An 18671-nucleotide genomic window follows, 5' to 3' on the forward strand; every position below is an offset into this window, starting at 1 on the left:
ATATATTCACACCACCCTTCTTCTTATTTTTTATTTATTTGTATATTTTTTTATTAATAAAATATTTTTTGCAAACGTATTCACAGAGCTCAAAACCAATTTACAGAAGTGAATTCCCTTAAATACCTGCATTTTTCACTATATTTATCACTGAAAGTATGAATTATATATTTTCTAATGAAAAAAAACCGGCAAATCGCGAAATTTGCCGAGTTTTCATCTATTTATACGAACAAAGGGGATGGGAGAAATTTCACGACGATCAAACAAAGGGGTATATGTTTGGATGTGATAACTTCTATATCTGTACTATATCAGATAATACTTATCTAACGCAAGCACTTTGTGCGTCATTTCACATTATTGTCATATTCTTAGAATACTACCTATTCTAAAACATAAAATCTTATAAGGAGGCTTCAGATTTTCTACTTCTATCAGGTTGGAGGTGGCCAAATTGAAAGGCACTATTTTACTAATTCTCTTAATAGGGTCGCTGTTTGTCCAGCTACTCGGTATCATGAATCTCATTCCTCTGTATTTCACCTCCCCTATTTTATTTTTTGTTTTTTTCATGATTCTTCACAGTTTAAATCAAAGAAATCGTTTTAGAGGATTATAACGTAAGCTGAAAAGGACCCGCATCTTTGCGGGTCCTTTTTCCGATTCTTATTTAGCCAAAAGTTCTTCCAACTCATTTAATTTTTCTTCAAATACATTCATGGCTTCTTGCACTGGCTCTGCTTTTGTCATATCGACGCCAGCCTTTTTGAGAACCTCAATTGGATAATCGGAGCTTCCTGATTTTAAGAACTCCAAATACCTTTTGACAGCTGGTTCTCCTTCTTCTAGAATTTGCTTGCTTAAGGCTGTAGCTGCACTTATACCAGTCGCATATTGATAAACGTAGTAATTATAGTAGAAATGTGGAATTCGAGCCCATTCCAGACCGATTTCCTCATCAATGGCTACATTCTCTCCAAAGTATTTCTTGTTTAGTTCATAATATTCCTTCGTCAGCATATCTGCTGTTAATGCCTCTCCATTTTGAGCTTTCAAATGAATTGTATGTTCAAACTCAGCAAACATCGTTTGACGGAACAGCGTACCACGGAAGCCTTCTAAATAATGATTTAATAAATAGATGCGTTTCTTTTCATCCTCGATTGTATTTAATAAATAATCATTCAATAGATTTTCGTTACATGTCGATGCAACTTCTGCTACAAAAATAGAGTAATTTCCGTATGGGTATGGCTGATATTTACGTGTATAAAAGCTATGGACCGAATGCCCAAACTCATGAACGAGAGTGAATAAGTTATTCACGTTATTCTGCCAGTTCATTAAAATATAAGGATTCGTCCCGTATGTACCAGAGGAATAGGCACCGCTTCGTTTCCCTTTGTTCTCATGCACATCAACCCAACGATTTTCAAATCCTTCTTTTAAAACATTTAAATAGTCTTCCCCAAGTGGAGCAAGGCCTTTAAGGACATAATCTTTCGCTTCCTCATATGTCACTTCCATTTTCACTTCTTTTACAAGCGGAGTGAATAAATCATACATATGAAGTTCATCTAATTCTAATACTTTTTTACGTAATTCAAGATAACGGTGCAGTAACGGCAAATTGTCATTGACCGTTTTAACGAGATTATCGTATACGGTCTCCGGAATGTTATTGTTACTTAAAGCCGCATGGCGTGCCGAATCATATTTTCGAACTGTCGCATTGAAATTATGATTCTTCACTTCACCTGACAAGGTTGAAGCAAATGTATTGCGAAACTCTCCATACTTACTATATACCCCTTTAAATGCATCCTCACGTACACGACGATCTTCACTTTCAAGGAAACGAATGTACCTTCCGTGAGTTATTTCCACTTCATTCCCCTCTTCATCCTTGATGGTCGGGAATTTCAAATCTGCATTGTTAAGCATGCCGAAAGTATTACCTGATGCATCGAGTACTTCTGATGCTTGTGCCAATAAAGCTTCCTGCTCAGCAGACAAGATATGAGGCCTCTGAAGACTAATTTCCTCCAATGAATGTTTATATAAATTCAATTCTTCTTTTTCTTCTAAAAATCCAGCCACTTTGCTTTCGTCAATACTCAATAGTTCAGGAACCATATAAGAAAATGCCGCTGCTGCCTGGGCGTATAAAGCTTTTGCACGGTCTTCCATTCCTTGATAAAAAGGATTGGTTGTATCTTGATCATTGCGCATATGTGAATAAGAATAAACTTTCCCTAGCTTCTCAAATACTTCATCTTGGAATTGCAGGGCTCTAAATAACTTTTCAGCGCTTTCACCTAATGTTCCTTTGTGCGCATCCGCTTTCTTAAGGTCTTCTTTTACAGCTTTGAAGGCAGCTTCCCAGTCTTCTTCAGTCGCGAAGATATCTTCCAACCTCCAAGTATCTTCAGCTGCAATTTCACTTCTTGAGGGCAATGTATTTACTTTTGTTTCTTGTGTCATAATAATTTCCTCTCCATTCTATAGAAAACTTTCCAGTTAGCTAACCCTTTCCTTAAACCGGATTGAACGTTGTATTTACTATATACAACAATCACGCTTTCTTAAAGTATAAAAATCCTTCTTCTTACTATTTCTCCATTAACAAAAATAATCCTGCCCTTTCATCTGAATTCAAGGTAAATCGCGCTAGTATCATTCATTATTATGGATATTCCCCTTTTCTATCATCAACTTATGCTCATTATAAAAAATTCTTTCCATCACTTGACTTTCATCACTAGTCGAAGGAAGGGAGAAATGATTTACAATTTTAAAAACCCCTTCTTCCAACTCTGATATTAAACCCATTTGCTCTAAAAGCTGAATATATTGCCTAACCGGATACTCTATGTCTATTTCCTTAAGCAAGGGCAATGATCTGAACTTTATTCCCCCGTTTTTTGCCCGCTTCTTAAAAAAATGGATAACATCATTCATAATAATCTTTTCCCCAGGCCTTTTCTTTTGAAACACATCCATGTAAAGCCAAGCTTGCCATTCAATCGGCGGTGTTTCGATCAAAAGCATTCCTCTAACCGGCACCCCTATTTCAATAGGAATCGTCGCAGGCGAAATATGATGTGAATAAAGTCCCTGGAAAAATGAATCACTTCTCCGTGCAGTTTTCACACGGTTAAGGCACCAGTTTTTTCGTTTACTTCTCCAAGCAGATAGAAAAGGAAAGCTGAAGCAGTTTCGAGGCGATATCTGACTAGGTGGAAGTATCACTAATGAAGCAGTAGTTAATTCGGCAAACACGTTTCTAGGGGAAAAAGGGGTGAGGTTTTTTAAAGCTGATAATTGGTTAGTTTCTGGACAATACATCCAAAGAAACGGGTGATTGTAGCTGCCAGTAACAAACAACCAATGAAAGCCTGATAAACTGAATTCATGCAGATTCCTTCTTTTCAAGTGTTTAGCCGCCAGGATCCAAATTGGTTTGATACCGACACTTTGATAGGCGTTTGTTCGTTCTATGAATTCAGTCTCGGAAATAACGGAACATTGGAATTCTACTGCATAGCGTATACCTCCTATCGTTACTAAGATATCTGCCCTTTTCCTTATTTCAGGAAGGTAGGCTTCTAAATCAGCTTGATAGTGGTGTGATAAAAACCAATGAAACAATTTTCTTTTCCCCATTAAATGATAAGCGGATTCCGGTTCTGACGAAGCACGGCACGAAGAATTATTTTTGTGGGCAAAATGGGGGATTTTAATCATTCCAGCCTTGATTGTCATTTCTGCTTTGCAGCACGGACAGTAATAATCTGTTGACATTCTCAATTCAGCAAGCAAGTTTGCTGTCATTCTTTCAGGAAGGGTAATCCAAGTCCCATCCTTTTTTATCGCAGTTAGCATACATCACCTCTTTAATTTATATCCATTCGCTATTATCACATAGGATTCCTTTTAAATTTAAGCAAAAAAAAATGCCTGATTGGCATTAAAAGGTGCAAGCACTTAAAGAAGTGGTGAAAGTAATCTGCAAGTGGACTCCAGTATTTTTAACCCCATATTCCGTTTGGTGAATTCATCTAGATTCACTTCTTGTGAAACCTTTATATCTTCCAAAAAGTCATTCACCAGGTGTTGTGTACTTTCCGTCCGGTAGAGAAAGGCATTGACCTCAAAATTCAAGTGAAAACTCCTCATATCCATATTGGTTGTCCCAATTGAAGCCAGTTGATGATCAACGATGACAATTTTACTATGCATGAACCCTTCATTATATTGAAAAATCCGGACTCCAGCCGCAAGCATTTCTGGAAAGTACGTTCTGGAAGCATGGAATACAATACGCTTATCAGGATTCTTCGGAACGAGCAGTCTGACATCCAAACCACTCAAAGCAGCAACCTTTAATGCCTGAAAAATATCGTCATCAGGAACGAAGTAAGGAGATGCAATCCATACAGACTTTTCTGCAGATGTAATCATCTTAAAAAAAATGCTCTTAATGATTGTCCACTCACTATCCGGACCACCTGCAATCATTTGTACACCACCATGTTCATGATGAAGCGGCAGGCTGGTTTGGAGATATTCATCAGATAAAAAGCTATGGTCGGTACTGTAATACCAGTCCTGTAAAAAAATGAGCTGTAACGACCTTACTGCTTCTCCCTTCACCATAAGATGCGTATCACGCCAAAATCCAAAATTCGGATTACGTCCCAAATATTCATCACCTATATTGAGTCCCCCCATAAAACCAACAGACCCATCTATCACAATTATTTTACGATGGTTACGAAAGTTGAATTTATTGTTTAATAGAGGGAGACGCAGCGGGCCAAAGGCAACAATTTCGACCCCTACATTCCTCAGCTCATAAATATAGGATCTGGCTAACTTCCAAGAGCCAACCGCATCATATATAAAACGAACCTTTACCCCTTCTCTTACTTTTTGTATCAATACATCCTTTAGAACACCACCAATATGGTCATCCCTAACAATATAATATTCTAAATGGATATGATGTTTGGCTTTTTTTAATTCCTGGATGATATTAGAAAATGTTTCCTCTCCATTTGTTAAAATTCGAGTTTCAGTTGTAAATGAGATGGGACTATTCCCAAGCCTTTGTGCAAGAGAAAATAACTTCTGGGGGTCTTCCCCCATCTCCTTAAATTTCCGATAATTAAGTTCTGCTTCGCTGTCTACTTTTACGAAACTTTGCTTATCTAAAAAATATTTCTTACGAAATATCCGTTCTTTCCGGAAATTACGTCCAAACAAAAAATAAAACATGAAACCGATAATTGGGAAAGCACCAAATACAACAAGCCACGCTATGGTATGGGCGGGATCCCGATTTTCGAGGAAGATGATAAATCCAATAATCACCAAGAAAAGAGTCAATATCAGACTGAAATAACCGAAGAGCCCTCCATTGATCTCCTTTAATAGAAAATACCACGTGCTACCCAACAAGAGAATAAGCAGACTAATGCCGACTTTATTCTTCACCTAGACTACCTCCAATTAACAAACACAGGCACACTCTAATAAGACCTTCCTGTCTAAGATAAAAACATTCATTCTAGGGCGAAAAAACCGATTTCTACTGAAATCGGCTCCACAGTTATTAGTTATACGAAATATTTATCAACCGTTGCGAATACATCATTTTCTATCACTATTTTACCGTATTCGTCTAGCATGTGTACGGTTATCGGTGACTCCTGACTGTATTCCAATAAAAGACTTAAAATATTATCAATTTCTTCCTCGTCAATTTCGGCCTCGGAAAATTCGATATAGAGGTAATATTTATTTTGATAAACATAAAGTTTCGTTGTCCAGCTATCCAAGCCATGACGCTTGCTTAAAGAAATAACATCTTCGAAATCCTCGAATATTGTGATGAATTCAATCATTCCATCTTCAAAGGTAATACCGCTTTCTTCATCCTTATCATGAAAATGTTGGTCAAGAAGTGTATCCATCTTCTCTGATACGTTCAAATCCTTTAATTTATCTTCTGAAAGAGGCAGCTCGAGTTTCTGACCATCTTTGGCAAGTTGGGCTTTTGTGACCAAAACTTCCAAGCCTTTTTCAAGAGCTTGAACTTGAATCCATAAAGGTCCTTCAATCATGAATTCCTCTTCTTGATGCACTTCATCCATCATTTCCCAAAAAAGCTCCTCACTTCTTTCACGACTGTACCAAATCTCTTCGCGATCAAAGCCTCTTTCCTCAATATCTATATAGGAAATATAAAATTTAACTGTATCGTCATTAATGCGTTCGATTTCCATGATTCCCCTCTCCCTTCCTTTCTCATTTTGAAGGGATAATAACCCCCAAGCGAAAATTGCTCTTAAAAGCTCTTTACCCGTAAGTGAATACTGTAAATCATGTTAGTCATTAAAACAGACTATTTTACATCATTTTATGACAAAACCTTTAAGAAGGGAAATAAAAAACATTACTTTTCTAAAAAACAATTGTTTGCCTAATATTCCATACATTCTATAAAAAAATTCATCCGCATGCAACTATATCGGAACTTCCTTTAATTTTAGTTAATGCTCTATTATATACATAACATCGTGAGTTACATTCACCTTTTATCTTTAAAGGTGACCAAGTGTAGCCAAATCGAATGCTAATATCAAAAAGGTGCATTTTCCTAAAATCCAGATTAAAAGGTGAAATTTAAGTGGGAATTCAGTTATGTATAAAGAAAAAGCTCTGCACAATTCTCGGCAGAGCTTGAAAACCTTATTAATTGACCATACGTTGTGCTTCTCGTAACTGGAACGTACGAACTTTACGTGGTAAAAAGCGTCTAATCTCATCTTCGTTATATCCAACTTGAAGCCTTTTCTCATCAAGGATAATTGGACGTCTTAACAGTCCTGGATTTTCCTTAATCAATTTATATAATTCTTGAAGAGGCAGGCTCTCCAAATTTACGTTTAATTTTTGGAAAGTTTTTGATCTTGTTGAGATGATTTCATCCGTACCATCTTCAGTCATACGCAGAATCTCTTTAATCTCATCAATCGTAAGCGGTTCTGAAAAAATGTTTCTCTCTTTATATCCAATTTCGTGTTCCTCTAACCATGCTTTTGCTTTTCTGCATGAAGTACAACTAGGCGATGTATATAATGTTACCATGTTTACTCACACTCCCTAAATATAGAATCGGTGATCTATGAGGGGAAATCTACTATTAGTATTCATAAGTACCACTCTAATTTGAAATAATTTTAAATAAGTATTTCATAATGTTAATTATACACTAATTTATTTAAAATGAATACCCTTTTTCAAAATTGAAAAAATCCTTTAAAACTTCTTGTTTAGCCTGTACTATAGCTAATTCATTTTTTTATGTAATACATTTTAATCCACTTTTTCTAATTGAAAATACCTAGCTACCATTCTCATTTAACTCTCATTTTAACCCTCATATTTTTTTAATTAGTTCGTTACTTTTATTTACCCCCATTCCTTGTCAATAAACAAGTTCATTTTAATATATTTTCTTTAATGAAGAACAAAATCCTCCTTTCTTTCAAAAAACCATTCTTTTAGCACATATAACCATAAACATAAAAAAAAGGTAAATCAAAAGAATCAGAATGGGGTGAGATTTGTAAATATTCAAGAAGTTAATTCTTATTCGGTAGCCCAGCAAAAAATACATAAGAAAAGAGCCGGTAATTTTACCGGCTCTCAGTTTGTAGACAAAAGGAGTTCTATCTAAATGTTAAAACAAAGTTGAGTGGAACGAAAGGTACGAGACTCCTGCGGGAAAAGCGCGTCCAAGGGAGACCCCGCAGGCGCAATGGCGCCGAGGAGGCTCCCGGACCGCCCGCGGAAAGCGAGTGCCTGGAGTGGAAATCAACGGTCAAATTTTAAAAACAAAAAAAGACTGTAGAGCCGGTAATATACCGGCTCTAGTTATTCATGCTTATCTCTTCAAATATATCCGTTTCATGCCCCATACTTATACTCAGTACATCCTCTACATTTTGATAAGACTTTCCATAAAGGTGATTGTCCTTATAGGTATGAATTTCAGAGTAAATCTCTTTCATGAAATTAAATACGTCTTCGTCTTCTATAGATGAATCAGATGGCCAATATAAGATTTCCATCGGTGTATTCTCCTTGGTAGCAAGCGATTTCCTGCTATATGATATAGAAGAAGCATGCTTGAACCCTTCCCTTTTATAAAACCGTAGTCGTTTTAATGTATCATCATCATGTTCTTGCACAGGCTCAACTTCAAGTAATATTGTTTTTTGCCTTTTTTGCAACTTTTGAATCAGTTTTCTTCCTAACCCCTGCCCCCTTGATTTCTTGGAAACAAACAGGTAATCAATGAAAATAAACTCATCCCCTTCCACATATAATAAAACATGGTCAGGACCTTCATCTTTTTTGTAAATTTCCTGCTTATCCGTTAAAAGAATTTCTATATGCTCTTTTGACTTCATTTCTTCAATTGGAAAATACTGATTTAACTTTTCATACCAATTCATAATTTAATCTCCTCTTTTACTACTTTTTACTTTCCACAATTTTTCTTATCCACTACAATAGAACTTAAATAACTTGAAAATATTAGGAGGGTTAGGATGATTAGTTATTTTACAGACCTGATTTTGGTCGCGGTTTGCGTAATTGGCATTACAGCCGTGAATGGCGTAGTGACGAATGGGATCGGCGAAAAATGGTTTGGCGGTAAACGTCACTCTCATATTTTCGATCAATCAAAGCGAATTCAGTCAGGATGGAATCAAGTTGGTGGAAATAAGAAACGGTAATTCCTACAGAAATTGGATGACCGAAAGCCATTCCCTAACGGTCATCCATTTTTCACGGCGTATAATCTACCCCTTTGGTATACCGATTCGCTGCATTCCATAATAAATATTCATCAATTCCATTATCATTTAAAGCTTTAATTTGGGCTTCCACTTCTTCCTTACCATACTTTTGATAATTCCCCGCCCCTAAATAAGAAGCTGTAAAATCTTGAAGCCAAGGTCTAGAAGTCGGTGGTGCTTCCAGTTCTTTCAGCTTCCTATTCTCCAATTTTGCATATTCCTTAACGAGGTCATAAGGCTCCAAATCAGGTTTCTCGATACCGAAATAAGATGTCCAATGACTTGGATATATCATCGAGGAAATAACATCAACATTTTCAGATATTTTGGTGAAATTTTGGCCAATTCCTGGAGCTTCCGGTAACGTAGCGGCATAGCCAAAAATATCCACTGATACATCCACTCCGTATGGTTTTAGTTGTTTCTTCGCATAACTGACGAAATCCGTTACTGCCTGTACCCTTTTTGCAGTATGACTAATTTTTGCTTCATCATAGTCACCCATATTATATTTCAATTGGTCTTCTTTTTTTTCAAACCCTTCCGGAAAACGGACATAGTCGAACTGAATTTCTTTGAATCCCATCTTTGCCGCTTCAATAGCTATTCCAACATTATAATCCCATACCTCTTTCATGAATGGGTTAACGAAAGATTCTCCACGACCATTTTCCCATACCTTTTTTTCATCTAAAAATGACCATTCCGGCTTCTCTTTTGCGAGAAGGGTATCTTTGAACACAACTACCCTGGCAATCGGATAAATCTGTTTATCCTCCATTTTTCTCAGCATTTCCTTAGGATCTTTTATATGGTCTTTACCAATCCCAGCATAAGGAGAATCAGGATCTTCTGACTTATACGTAACGTTTCCCCAGTCATCCTTAATATCAATGACCATCGCATTCAAATCGGTTTCATCTACATATTTAATAAGTTCGTTGAATTTGTTGCCACCCGCTGCAGGTCCAGTCACATAAATTCCGCGCACAGCATCCGGATAGTCAAACTTCAAACCCGAATCAAATACAAAACGCGGGGCCCTCTCAGGCAGTTCTTTACTTTCAAGTGCTACATATCTAGTCTCGTTCATACTTTCTGCATGAACAGGCTGCTGAATCAGGAACATACACATCCCTGTCATCAACCATTTAGTCATTGGTTTCATTTCTCCACCTCATTCGCCATCAGTCTTCAATTTTATTTTACAATTACAACAGACCCCTTTCTTTAATACCACAACGATTGAACTTTACTCCTATATCTAGTTAATAAATAAAAGAACTTTGGGTTTTAGTCTCAAAAAAGGTAATAAAATCTATGTGTACCTTTGAATTACGTTGTCATACACGATAATTTTGTTAGAAACGTATTACCTTGTATCCTTCCCCAAAATCGTCTACACATTGAAAAATAAAAAACAATCTCACATTCTTGAAATCGTCTTATATAATTCAGAATGGTTATAGAAGGAAATAAAATTTCCTTTCATGGGCTCGATAATAGTCTTTATGCTGTTTCGATTATACATTTAATATGAATAAATGCTAAAATACATTTATAGTGGACAATTCGTATTTCTGGAATGACGTCGATACACGAAGTGATCACTTCAAAACGTCCCCTCCACGAGATATAAATGAGCGCTTTCCTATCTTAATAAGGCGCCAGTTACTTTCAAAAAAAGTGGCTTCATTTTCTATTTATCCTTTACAATAATGAAGAGCGAATATCCATTTACTTAATAAACGTATTTAGAGGAGTGACTAGCAGTTGAAAAGGATTTTCTCCGGCATTCAGCCATCCGGTTCCGTTACTTTAGGGAATTATATCGGAGCAATGAAACAATTTGTTAACTTACAAAATGAATATGATTGTTTCTTTTGTATCGTTGACCAGCATGCAATTACAGTTCCACAAGATCGTCTTAAATTAAGAAAAAACATTAAAACATTAGCCGCTTTATATTTGGCTATTGGCCTCGATCCGGAAAAGAATACAATCTTTATTCAATCAGAGGTACCTGCGCATGCTCAAGCAGGCTGGATATTACAAAGTATCTCTTATATTGGCGAACTTGAGCGTATGACTCAATTTAAAGACAAATCAGCCGGTAAAGAAGGGGTTTCTTCAGCACTGCTGACCTATCCTCCGCTGATGGCTGCCGATATTCTTCTTTATAGTACAGATGTTGTTCCTGTCGGCGAAGATCAAAGACAGCATCTTGAATTAACACGTGATTTAGCTGAACGATTCAATAATAAGTACAACGAGATTTTCAAGATTCCGGAAATCAGCCTTCCGACGGCAGGGGCGCGTATAATGTCGCTTCAAGAACCATCTAAGAAAATGAGTAAATCAGATTCTAACAAAAAGGCCACGATTGCCCTATTGGATGATCCAAAGCAAATCGAAAAAAACATCAAGAGCGCGGTTACCGATTCCGAGGGTATTGTCCGTTATGATAAGGAAAACAAAGCTGGGGTTTCCAACTTAATGTCGATTTACTCCATCTTTAGCGGGAAAACCTACCCCGAAATTGAAGAATTATACGTAGGAAAGGGTTACGGAGACTTTAAGAGTGATTTAGCTGAAGTAGTACTTGGAGAAATCTTACCAATCCAAGAGCGCTATTACAAATTAATTGATTCTCCTGAATTGGATGAAATTCTTGACCGTGGTGCAGAAAAAGCGAACATTGAAGCGAATAAAATGATCAGAAAAATGTATAACGGTATGGGGCTTGGCAGAAAAAGATAAAAGAAAAAGACGATCCTAATCGGATCGTCTTTTCTTTTTAAGAATGTTAAATGCTCCTATAATATTGATGGACTATCTCCTGTCTCAACTTGCCAAAGCTTTTCAAAAAATGGCTGCCCCTTTACTAAGTTTTCGCATAGTTGTAGGTGTTTCTCTGACCAGCCTTCCTTCATTTCCTCATATAACTCAAGCCAAGCTATTTGAAAATCCATTTCTTGAATGCTCTCATATTTTTCTGGAGCCCATTCTGTATACCAATAACGGATTTCAGCAGTGTTTTTCGCTGTAAATAATTGATCCATGGCCATGAATAGAAGCTGCTTTAGCTGTCTTTCTTTTCTTGTCAATCCATTCATAAATAAGGGTGACGGCGATAAAATATGATATTCTTTCTCAGATGTAGGTTTTTCAGTAAAAGTGTAATCCATCTCATCATGGTTTTCTATCATGTCATAAACAATTTGTTCCTGCCGAGGAATTATTCTGCTTTTCCGAATCGGAATATGATAACCTATTGTATCTACAGCTAGAATTCCATTTCCATCGGTAACGATAAAACAATAGTCAAGCTGAATTCGTTCATGGTTTTTCCTTGCATACGCTTTTTGATAGACATCGCTAAGCAATGGCTTAGGTAATTCTGATAAGTCATTTTCTATGTAGTGGAAGAGTGTTGCTGAGACTTTCAACAGAGGAACTTGATCTAATAGCTCGATCCCATCATCCTTCCTCCATTCATGAAAATGACAAATATTATAGCCGTTTTCTTCTCCTTCAAACCAATTAACCCATACATCATGAAGATATAACATCATTCATCCCTCACTTAAACAAATTTCTGTTTGTCAATCAGTATAGGCAGGAACCAGACATTTTATTCCTATTCTAGAAAACAGATTAAGAAAAATAGAACGTATAAATTAGTCCTTTTCTGTTAAGAATTCTTCAGATTGGATAATGAATGATTTTTTTACAGAGAGTTTTTCAGCATTCTTCGCCAGATAGTATCCTGTACAGTATCCTAGCATATACGGATACCCCTTCTTCCCCAGCAGAAGAACATCATGAAGCGGGTCTGTACGCTTTATGGTATGCTTTGCTTTTAAGTGCTTACTCCAAAATCCCCGGAGTTTGTCTTCCTGATATAACTTTGTCCATTTCGCTAAATATTTCGTTCCTAAATATTTACAAACAGTTCTTTCAGCGAGCCCTTCCATAATCATCGTATCGAGAAGTGTATAATCTTTCTGTTCTTTTTTCAATTGGTGTAATCGGCAAACATGATGATATTCATGAATCAAAAGGGCCTCCATTTCCCTTTCCGCTATACCATTGTCATAAAAAAGAAACAATTTATCTTCAAAGGCCAATCCTGATTTCGTTTCAATAGATTGCTTCCACATACCTGAAGACATAAGAGGAAAGATATAAACGGGAACGTCTGGCCCTTCCCATAACTTCTTATAAGAAGTAAAAAGGCTTTGTGTCTTTTCCCAAACATTATTTTCTGTTAAGTTTCCCCATGTATTTTTCGTTTTTTGATTTGGAGAATACATGCCGTGCTTTTGTAAGTGGCGATAAATCATATCTCCATTAATATTGTTGTTGAATTTATCTTTCAGTCTGTCCATCATCTGAACCGGGCGGTCGAAATCCTTCTTCAACCATTCATTTGTTGAAATAACACCCATCCCATACACCCCCGCCTCTTTTAACTATCGTATGATTTTATAATTGCGGGTGACACATATTATTTCCCTATACATGTTTAAGAATGAAACAAAGCTTTCTATCAATGAAGGTAACCGCTTCGATCCATGGACCATCACAAACAAAAAAAGAGCAAATCTCTAAAGATTTGCTCTTAACATTAATTATTGATATTTTTTGAAAAGAATAGTTGCGTTATGTCCGCCAAACCCAAGTGAATTGCTGATGGCCGCATTAATTTCACTTTTCCTTGCTTGATTTGGCACATAGTCCAAATCACACTCAGAATCCGGTGTTTCAATATTAATAGTCGGTGGCAAAATGCTGTCTCTGATTGCCTGAATGGTGAAAATTGCTTCGACTCCACCTGCTGCCCCTAACATATGTCCAGTCATTGACTTTGTAGAGCTTAATGCAAGTTTATATGCATGGTCACCAAAGACTTCTTTGACTGCCATCGTTTCATATTTATCATTGTAAGGCGTACTTGTTCCATGGGCGTTTACATATTGGATGTCTTCCGGTTTCAAACCTGCATCATCAATCGCAATCTTCATCGCTCTTGCTCCGCCTTCTCCACCAGGCGCTGGAGCCGTAATGTGGAAAGCATCTCCAGTCGATCCATATCCAGCTATTTCAGCATAAATCTTGGCTCCACGGTTTAATGCATGTTCTAAATCTTCAAGAATAATTACCCCAGCTCCTTCTCCGATTACAAACCCATCACGGTTTGCATCAAAAGGACGGCTTGCCGTTTTTGGATCAGGATTTGTCGATAAAGCCGTGTTCGCACAGAAGCCTGCAACCGACATTTTCGTGATCGGCGCTTCGGCACCACCTGTGATCATTACATCGGCATCGCCACGTTGAATTGCTTTAAACGCGTCACCAATTGAATTTGTTCCAGTTGCGCAAGCTGTTACCGTACAAGAATTGATTCCCTTAGCTCCTAGTAAGATAGAAACCTGGCCAGCAGCCATATCCGGAATCATCATTGGCACGAAAAATGGACTTACACGCTTATAGCCTCTATTTAAAAAGTTTTCATGTTGTGTTTCAAGCGTCTCTAGTCCACCAATACCTGAACCGATCCAAACACCAACACGTGTGGCATTTTCATCTGTTATTTCTAGCTTACTATCATTTAATGCCATAACTGATGCAGCAATGGCATAATGCGTAAAACGGTCCATCTTACGCGCTTCTTTACGATTGATATATGTCTCAATATCGAAGTCTTTTATTTCAGCAGCCACTTTTACAGGGAAATCATCAGCATTCAAGCGTGTTAATGGCCCTATCCCTGAGTTCCCCTCAATTATATTCTTCCATCCAGTTTCTGCATCATTACCAACTGGAGAGATTGCTCCAATACCTGTTACAACAACACGGCGATTAGTCATTAGAAATGGCTCCTTCCTTTTATAAAACTCGTACGATTTTTTTGTTTTCTATTTTTATTTCCCCCACCTTAGAGCAATTGCTCCCCAAGTGAGTCCTCCTCCAAAACCGACCATGACGATTAGGTCATTTTCCTTAATCCTGCCCGCTTCCATTTCTTCTACAAGAGCAATCGGAATCGATGCTGAAGAGGTATTTCCATATTTATGAACGGTTTTTGTCATTTTTTCAACTGGCAGTCCCAAACGTTCCCTCGAAGCTTCCATAATTCGAATATTGGCTTGATGAGGGACAAGTAAATCCACATCTTCTTTTGTCAATCCCGCTTTATCAAGTACATTCAGGCTAGATTCTCCCATCTGACGGACAGCAAACTTAAACACTTCACGTCCGTTCATGGAAATATAATCTCCTTCCTGTAATAAATGCTTACCACCAGTTCCATCTGCACCTAATTCGAAGGAAAGAATCCCTTTTCCTTCTGCAACAGGCCCAAGGACAGCAGCACCCGCTCCATCCCCAAATAGGACAGCAGTATTGCGGTCTTCCCAATTGGTTATTTTTGAAAGCTTTTCAACACCAACAATTAACACATGCTTATAAGCACCTGACTGAATAAATTGCTGTGCTGAAATCATCGCATACATAAAGCCAGCACATGCAGCACTAACATCCATAGCAGCCGCCTTATTTGCTCCTAATTTCTCCTGAATCATACAAGCAATAGAAGGAAACGACTGATCAGGTGTCACGGTAGCTACAAGAATTAAATCTATCTCGTCCGCTGAGATGTCTGCATTTATCAATGCAGCTTTTGCCGCTCCATAAGCCATATCAGAAGTATTTGTATTATCATCGGCTATTCTTCTTTGCTCGATACCTGTTCTAGTCCGAATCCACTCGTCAGAAGTGTCCATGATTTTCTCTAAATCCGCATTTGTAACGATTTTTTCGGGTAAGTAGCGTCCAAGCCCTAATATTCCAGCGTTCATTTTGCCATCCCCTTATTTATTTTAATAAATAATTATCATCATCTATTATTACCTGGTACTAATTTTATATAAAAAAACTCTTCCTTGCAAGAGCTAACAGTTTGAAAGTATAAAAGAATCTGTTTCTTGAATCGGACAAGGGCCTACGCCAAGGTGTTTTATAGACATACATTATAGAAAAAAGGAGGAATTTATTATGGACATTTTCACTCGCAACAATCGAAGTACACAAGATGATCATTTTTCGGATTTGATGTTTGGTAGAAAAGCGGAGCCTGAACTCCAAAAGGAGGAATCAAAAGTTGACTACATGCAATTGATGGTGAGCGTAGAAACATTAATGGGATTATATGACCAATACAAACCAACCATTCAGAAAATGAACCCATTGATTACCAAGTTCTTAAACAAAGATTAACTGAAAAAAATGATGGCTGTCCGCATGACTGGACAGCCTAAGCTTAATTAACGCTGAGCATCTTGTTTTCCAAGCTCATAAGCTTCTTGCATAACTTTTTTAAACAGGTCCATGAACGGCTCTGCCATATCCATTGAAAAAGGAATTCCATTTGCCTCCAGCTTTGCTTTAGCCTCTGGGAAGTATTTCATAGCGATTCCCATAAATTCAAGTGTTTTATCTGAACTCATTTTTAGTTGCCTCCTTATCTACTTGATAATTTACCAGATAATCATTTTTTCACTTAAAGAATATCTCATTATTATCATAATTCCCCGTAGCCTTTTCGTAAAGGCACAGACATTAAAAAATGAATTTCCTGATAGTTTTATTCCATTCATTAAAGTATGAGGCATATAAGATACAGGCCAAATTAACAGGTTTTGGATTTTCCCTAGAATTAATGTCTATTGATACTGTACCTGCCTTGTCATATACATTTACCTAAAATAGGATTTGATATTCATGTTTTTAGTTTCTTGAATTACTCGCACCCTTTTTAACAGTGCTTCTAGAGTTTAACCAAAGGCTCTCTTTAATCACGCATTCTCCACTTTTTAAGTAAGTTTAATCGTTTATTATGTTTCCTTTGTAAGGAAACACCTTCTTCTGGACCCGTTTTACTTTGCACCTCAAAGACGGTCCCTTTTATTATCTTAGTTGCTGGTTGAATAAATAAGTAATCAATACTTTCTCCAAAAATAAACTTGGCACATTTATTCCAGTGATCATCTATACTGCTGCACAGCTGGATGTTTCTATCTGATAAGGTAGCAACTCTTTCTAAAGCGTTCACAAAATCAGTAATAAAGAGCGCATCCTCGGTATATTCACGAGCAAGCGTAGCTTTGATAGCTGATTGTTCAAGTTGGTTGATTCCGGCTTCAAAGCACATGCTTTCTGGTTGCCAGGGGCCATAAATCGTCGGTAAAAATATGATTTTAACAGAAGCAATTCCTTCAATTGAGGTTATTATTGACTGAAAATCCTCCACATCGTCTTCAACAGGCATGAGAATCACAATATTTGGCGTTTTATCTAAGCCATTTTTTTTGCATTTCTCAAGAAAGAAAACGATATCGTCTATAAGACAATTGATTCTACCTATTTTACCTTTTCTAATATCGTAACAAGATATAAAAACTGTGTCCTGCTGGGAAATATCTAATAATCTAAGTTTATTTATCGGAAAATATATATAATTAGCACTTCGACCAATTTCAAGTTCCTTTTCTTCTATAATACACTGACTTGCTTGGGAATCTGTCCAATCAATTCCGATTACCTCTTCGCCCTGATTCAATAAATATTGGGTCACATAGAAACCTACAAATTGATAAGAGCCAATGACAATGAATGTTTGCATAAATACAGCCTCCTCGTATGCCATCAAGCTCGCTTCATCCGGCACGTCAAGTTTTTTTAGATGCTGTATCGTATGCAAACTATTGTGAAAATATATCCACTCTTATAAAGACTCTTCATTCTCATTAAAAAACTTCTGAATTTGATAAGGTATTTTATAGCGTTTTTCAGGTAATAAATAAGTTAGCTGCAAGTCAGCCTTTCTAGCCAGTTGGATTTGCCGATAAAAGGAGGCTTGTTCTTTACGCAAGCTTCCAAAAACCTGAATTACTTTTACAGGGATGTTCTCCGCAATTAACGGATCTTCAGAATCCAGAATATGCTGTTCACATTCGGCTGGGTTCATCTCATAAGCAGCCGAAACCTCAGTCAACCACTTTTTATAAAAAAACTTATTTTCCTTTTCTTTTTCCAGTTGTGCTTTCAATGAAAAAACCGGATCAATAAGAACGACAGAACGTATTTTACTTCCTAGTTCATTCATTAGCCTTAATGCGAGAAGTGCGCCTGTCCCCTCTGCCAACACATGAAACCTTTGATTGACTATTTCCTTTTTCATGAAGAGAATATATAGTTTAAGGGAAAGATCAAGAGCTTTTGGACTACCCCAGCTGGCTCCGTGGAAATTGGATGAAAATAGTGTGTATCCGCATTCTTTTAAATACTCCAATATTCGTAACCTGCCAGGATGCTGGAGCCAAAAGCTGCTGTCTTTTTCGACAAAATGACTACGGTCTCCGATTACCATTACGGAAAAACCACTGGGCTGCTCCGGATAATAGACGATACTCCATTGGTCATCAATTTGAAAAGTTCGCTGTTCCAGTTCCATCTTTTAAACTCCTTTAAGGAATATTCCTACAAATACTACTACTACTTAATTTATGTTGAAATATTGAAAAGGTCAGGGGAGACGCCTATTTTCTTTTCATAAATTAATCAAGGTGGAATAATTTCGTGAAGATCTCGAAATATTATCGTTTTTCTTCTTACTAAAGACAACTTTTCAATCCCAACCCATCTGTCAGAAAAGATTACCTTTGTTATACTGTATTTAATTATTTAATGGTTATTATGAAAAAGCCGTTTTAACTGTATATTAATTAT

Annotated in this window: 17 protein-coding genes; 3 read left to right on the forward strand and 14 right to left on the reverse strand. The window is 37.0% G+C overall.

Annotated features, from left to right (window positions below; translation table 11 throughout):
- Nucleotides 1–669 precede the first annotated feature (669 nt).
- The 6 genes from pepF to JFV29_RS06360 all read right to left on the reverse strand — a co-directional run bounded on the left by pepF (nucleotide 670) and on the right by JFV29_RS06360 (nucleotide 8531).
- A complete protein-coding gene (pepF, locus tag JFV29_RS06335; protein WP_056528213.1) occupies nucleotides 670–2487 on the reverse strand; it encodes an oligoendopeptidase F in 1818 nt (605 codons plus the stop codon).
- A 192-nt stretch (nucleotides 2488–2679) separates the two neighbouring features.
- The gene (locus tag JFV29_RS06340; RefSeq protein ID WP_201181819.1) at nucleotides 2680–3888 is read right to left on the reverse strand and encodes a competence protein CoiA; all 1209 of its coding nucleotides are present in this window, start codon (nucleotides 3886–3888) and stop codon (nucleotides 2680–2682) included.
- Nucleotides 3889–3990: 102 nt separating this feature from the next.
- Nucleotides 3991–5502 carry a cardiolipin synthase gene (gene cls, locus JFV29_RS06345; protein ID WP_201181820.1) on the reverse strand — a complete coding sequence of 504 codons (1512 nt, stop codon included), beginning with the start codon at nucleotides 5500–5502 and terminating at the stop codon, nucleotides 3991–3993.
- 122 nt (nucleotides 5503–5624) lie between these two features.
- The gene (gene mecA / locus JFV29_RS06350; protein ID WP_053345000.1) at nucleotides 5625–6293 is read right to left on the reverse strand and encodes an adaptor protein MecA; all 669 of its coding nucleotides are present in this window, start codon (nucleotides 6291–6293) and stop codon (nucleotides 5625–5627) included.
- Nucleotides 6294–6762: 469 nt separating this feature from the next.
- On the reverse strand, nucleotides 6763–7158 hold the full coding sequence (gene spxA, locus JFV29_RS06355; protein WP_034314502.1) for a transcriptional regulator SpxA: 396 nt from the start codon (nucleotides 7156–7158) through the stop codon (nucleotides 6763–6765).
- A 785-nt stretch (nucleotides 7159–7943) separates the two neighbouring features.
- Entirely contained in the window at nucleotides 7944–8531 is a 588-nt protein-coding gene (locus tag JFV29_RS06360) for a GNAT family N-acetyltransferase (protein WP_201181822.1), read from the reverse strand.
- Nucleotides 8532–8627: 96 nt separating this feature from the next.
- Here JFV29_RS06360 and JFV29_RS06365 point away from each other — a divergent pair, with 96 nt between their 5' ends.
- Nucleotides 8628–8816 carry a hypothetical protein gene (locus JFV29_RS06365; protein ID WP_053344998.1) on the forward strand — a complete coding sequence of 63 codons (189 nt, stop codon included), beginning with the start codon at nucleotides 8628–8630 and terminating at the stop codon, nucleotides 8814–8816.
- A 52-nt stretch (nucleotides 8817–8868) separates the two neighbouring features.
- Here the strand turns inward: JFV29_RS06365 and JFV29_RS06370 are convergent, their stop codons facing one another.
- Nucleotides 8869–10008 (reverse strand): putative glycoside hydrolase, encoded by a 1140-nt coding sequence (locus tag JFV29_RS06370; protein ID WP_242486832.1) that lies wholly within the window; start codon nucleotides 10006–10008, stop codon nucleotides 8869–8871.
- A 644-nt stretch (nucleotides 10009–10652) separates the two neighbouring features.
- Between JFV29_RS06370 and trpS the strand changes: the two genes are divergently transcribed.
- Nucleotides 10653–11639 carry a tryptophan--tRNA ligase gene (gene trpS / locus JFV29_RS06375; RefSeq protein ID WP_053344997.1) on the forward strand — a complete coding sequence of 329 codons (987 nt, stop codon included), beginning with the start codon at nucleotides 10653–10655 and terminating at the stop codon, nucleotides 11637–11639.
- A gap of 56 nt (nucleotides 11640–11695) precedes the next feature.
- Here the strand turns inward: trpS and JFV29_RS06380 are convergent, their stop codons facing one another.
- The 4 genes from JFV29_RS06380 to JFV29_RS06395 form a co-directional block, all read right to left on the reverse strand.
- A complete protein-coding gene (locus JFV29_RS06380; protein ID WP_053344996.1) occupies nucleotides 11696–12451 on the reverse strand; it encodes a YjbA family protein in 756 nt (251 codons plus the stop codon).
- A gap of 108 nt (nucleotides 12452–12559) precedes the next feature.
- On the reverse strand, nucleotides 12560–13330 hold the full coding sequence (locus JFV29_RS06385) for a DUF2268 domain-containing protein (protein WP_201181827.1): 771 nt from the start codon (nucleotides 13328–13330) through the stop codon (nucleotides 12560–12562).
- A gap of 183 nt (nucleotides 13331–13513) precedes the next feature.
- A complete protein-coding gene (fabF, locus tag JFV29_RS06390; RefSeq protein WP_201181836.1) occupies nucleotides 13514–14752 on the reverse strand; it encodes a beta-ketoacyl-ACP synthase II in 1239 nt (412 codons plus the stop codon).
- Between the two features lie 54 nt (nucleotides 14753–14806).
- Nucleotides 14807–15742 (reverse strand): beta-ketoacyl-ACP synthase III, encoded by a 936-nt coding sequence (locus JFV29_RS06395; RefSeq protein WP_201181838.1) that lies wholly within the window; start codon nucleotides 15740–15742, stop codon nucleotides 14807–14809.
- 196 nt (nucleotides 15743–15938) lie between these two features.
- On the opposite strand from JFV29_RS06395, the gene JFV29_RS06400 reads away from it, so the two are divergent.
- Nucleotides 15939–16160: a hypothetical protein gene (locus JFV29_RS06400; RefSeq protein ID WP_053344992.1), complete on the forward strand. Its 222-nt coding sequence runs from the start codon at nucleotides 15939–15941 to the stop codon at nucleotides 16158–16160.
- A gap of 47 nt (nucleotides 16161–16207) precedes the next feature.
- Here JFV29_RS06400 and JFV29_RS06405 read toward each other — a convergent pair whose 3' ends face one another.
- From JFV29_RS06405 to JFV29_RS06415, 3 genes are all read right to left on the reverse strand, one after another.
- Nucleotides 16208–16390 carry a ComZ family protein gene (locus JFV29_RS06405; protein ID WP_053344991.1) on the reverse strand — a complete coding sequence of 61 codons (183 nt, stop codon included), beginning with the start codon at nucleotides 16388–16390 and terminating at the stop codon, nucleotides 16208–16210.
- Nucleotides 16391–16734: 344 nt separating this feature from the next.
- A complete protein-coding gene (locus JFV29_RS06410) occupies nucleotides 16735–17565 on the reverse strand; it encodes a hypothetical protein (protein WP_201181840.1) in 831 nt (276 codons plus the stop codon).
- A gap of 102 nt (nucleotides 17566–17667) precedes the next feature.
- On the reverse strand, nucleotides 17668–18396 hold the full coding sequence (locus JFV29_RS06415) for an alpha/beta hydrolase (protein ID WP_201181842.1): 729 nt from the start codon (nucleotides 18394–18396) through the stop codon (nucleotides 17668–17670).
- Nucleotides 18397–18671 lie beyond the last annotated feature (275 nt).

The sequence above is a fragment of the Peribacillus sp. TH16 genome, from assembly GCF_016651095.1.
Classification (GTDB): Bacteria; Bacillota; Bacilli; order Bacillales; family DSM-1321; genus Peribacillus; species Peribacillus butanolivorans.

Coding starts and splice junctions, on each gene's coding strand:
- pepF (WP_056528213.1), bottom strand. CDS start 2,487: ATGACACAAGAAACAAAAGTAAATACATTGCCCTCAAGAAGTGAAATT.
- JFV29_RS06340 (WP_201181819.1), bottom strand. CDS start 3,888: ATGCTAACTGCGATAAAAAAGGATGGGACTTGGATTACCCTTCCTGAA.
- mecA (WP_053345000.1), bottom strand. CDS start 6,293: ATGGAAATCGAACGCATTAATGACGATACAGTTAAATTTTATATTTCC.
- spxA (WP_034314502.1), bottom strand. CDS start 7,158: ATGGTAACATTATATACATCGCCTAGTTGTACTTCATGCAGAAAAGCA.
- JFV29_RS06360 (WP_201181822.1), bottom strand. CDS start 8,531: ATGAATTGGTATGAAAAGTTAAATCAGTATTTTCCAATTGAAGAAATG.
- JFV29_RS06365 (WP_053344998.1), top strand. CDS start 8,628: ATGATTAGTTATTTTACAGACCTGATTTTGGTCGCGGTTTGCGTAATT.
- JFV29_RS06370 (WP_242486832.1), bottom strand. CDS start 10,008: ATGTTCCTGATTCAGCAGCCTGTTCATGCAGAAAGTATGAACGAGACT.
- JFV29_RS06380 (WP_053344996.1), bottom strand. CDS start 12,451: ATGTTATATCTTCATGATGTATGGGTTAATTGGTTTGAAGGAGAAGAA.
- JFV29_RS06385 (WP_201181827.1), bottom strand. CDS start 13,330: ATGGGTGTTATTTCAACAAATGAATGGTTGAAGAAGGATTTCGACCGC.
- fabF (WP_201181836.1), bottom strand. CDS start 14,752: ATGACTAATCGCCGTGTTGTTGTAACAGGTATTGGAGCAATCTCTCCA.
- JFV29_RS06395 (WP_201181838.1), bottom strand. CDS start 15,742: ATGAACGCTGGAATATTAGGGCTTGGACGCTACTTACCCGAAAAAATC.
- JFV29_RS06400 (WP_053344992.1), top strand. CDS start 15,939: ATGGACATTTTCACTCGCAACAATCGAAGTACACAAGATGATCATTTT.
- JFV29_RS06405 (WP_053344991.1), bottom strand. CDS start 16,390: ATGAGTTCAGATAAAACACTTGAATTTATGGGAATCGCTATGAAATAC.
- JFV29_RS06410 (WP_201181840.1), bottom strand. CDS start 17,565: ATGCAAACATTCATTGTCATTGGCTCTTATCAATTTGTAGGTTTCTAT.
- JFV29_RS06415 (WP_201181842.1), bottom strand. CDS start 18,396: ATGGAACTGGAACAGCGAACTTTTCAAATTGATGACCAATGGAGTATC.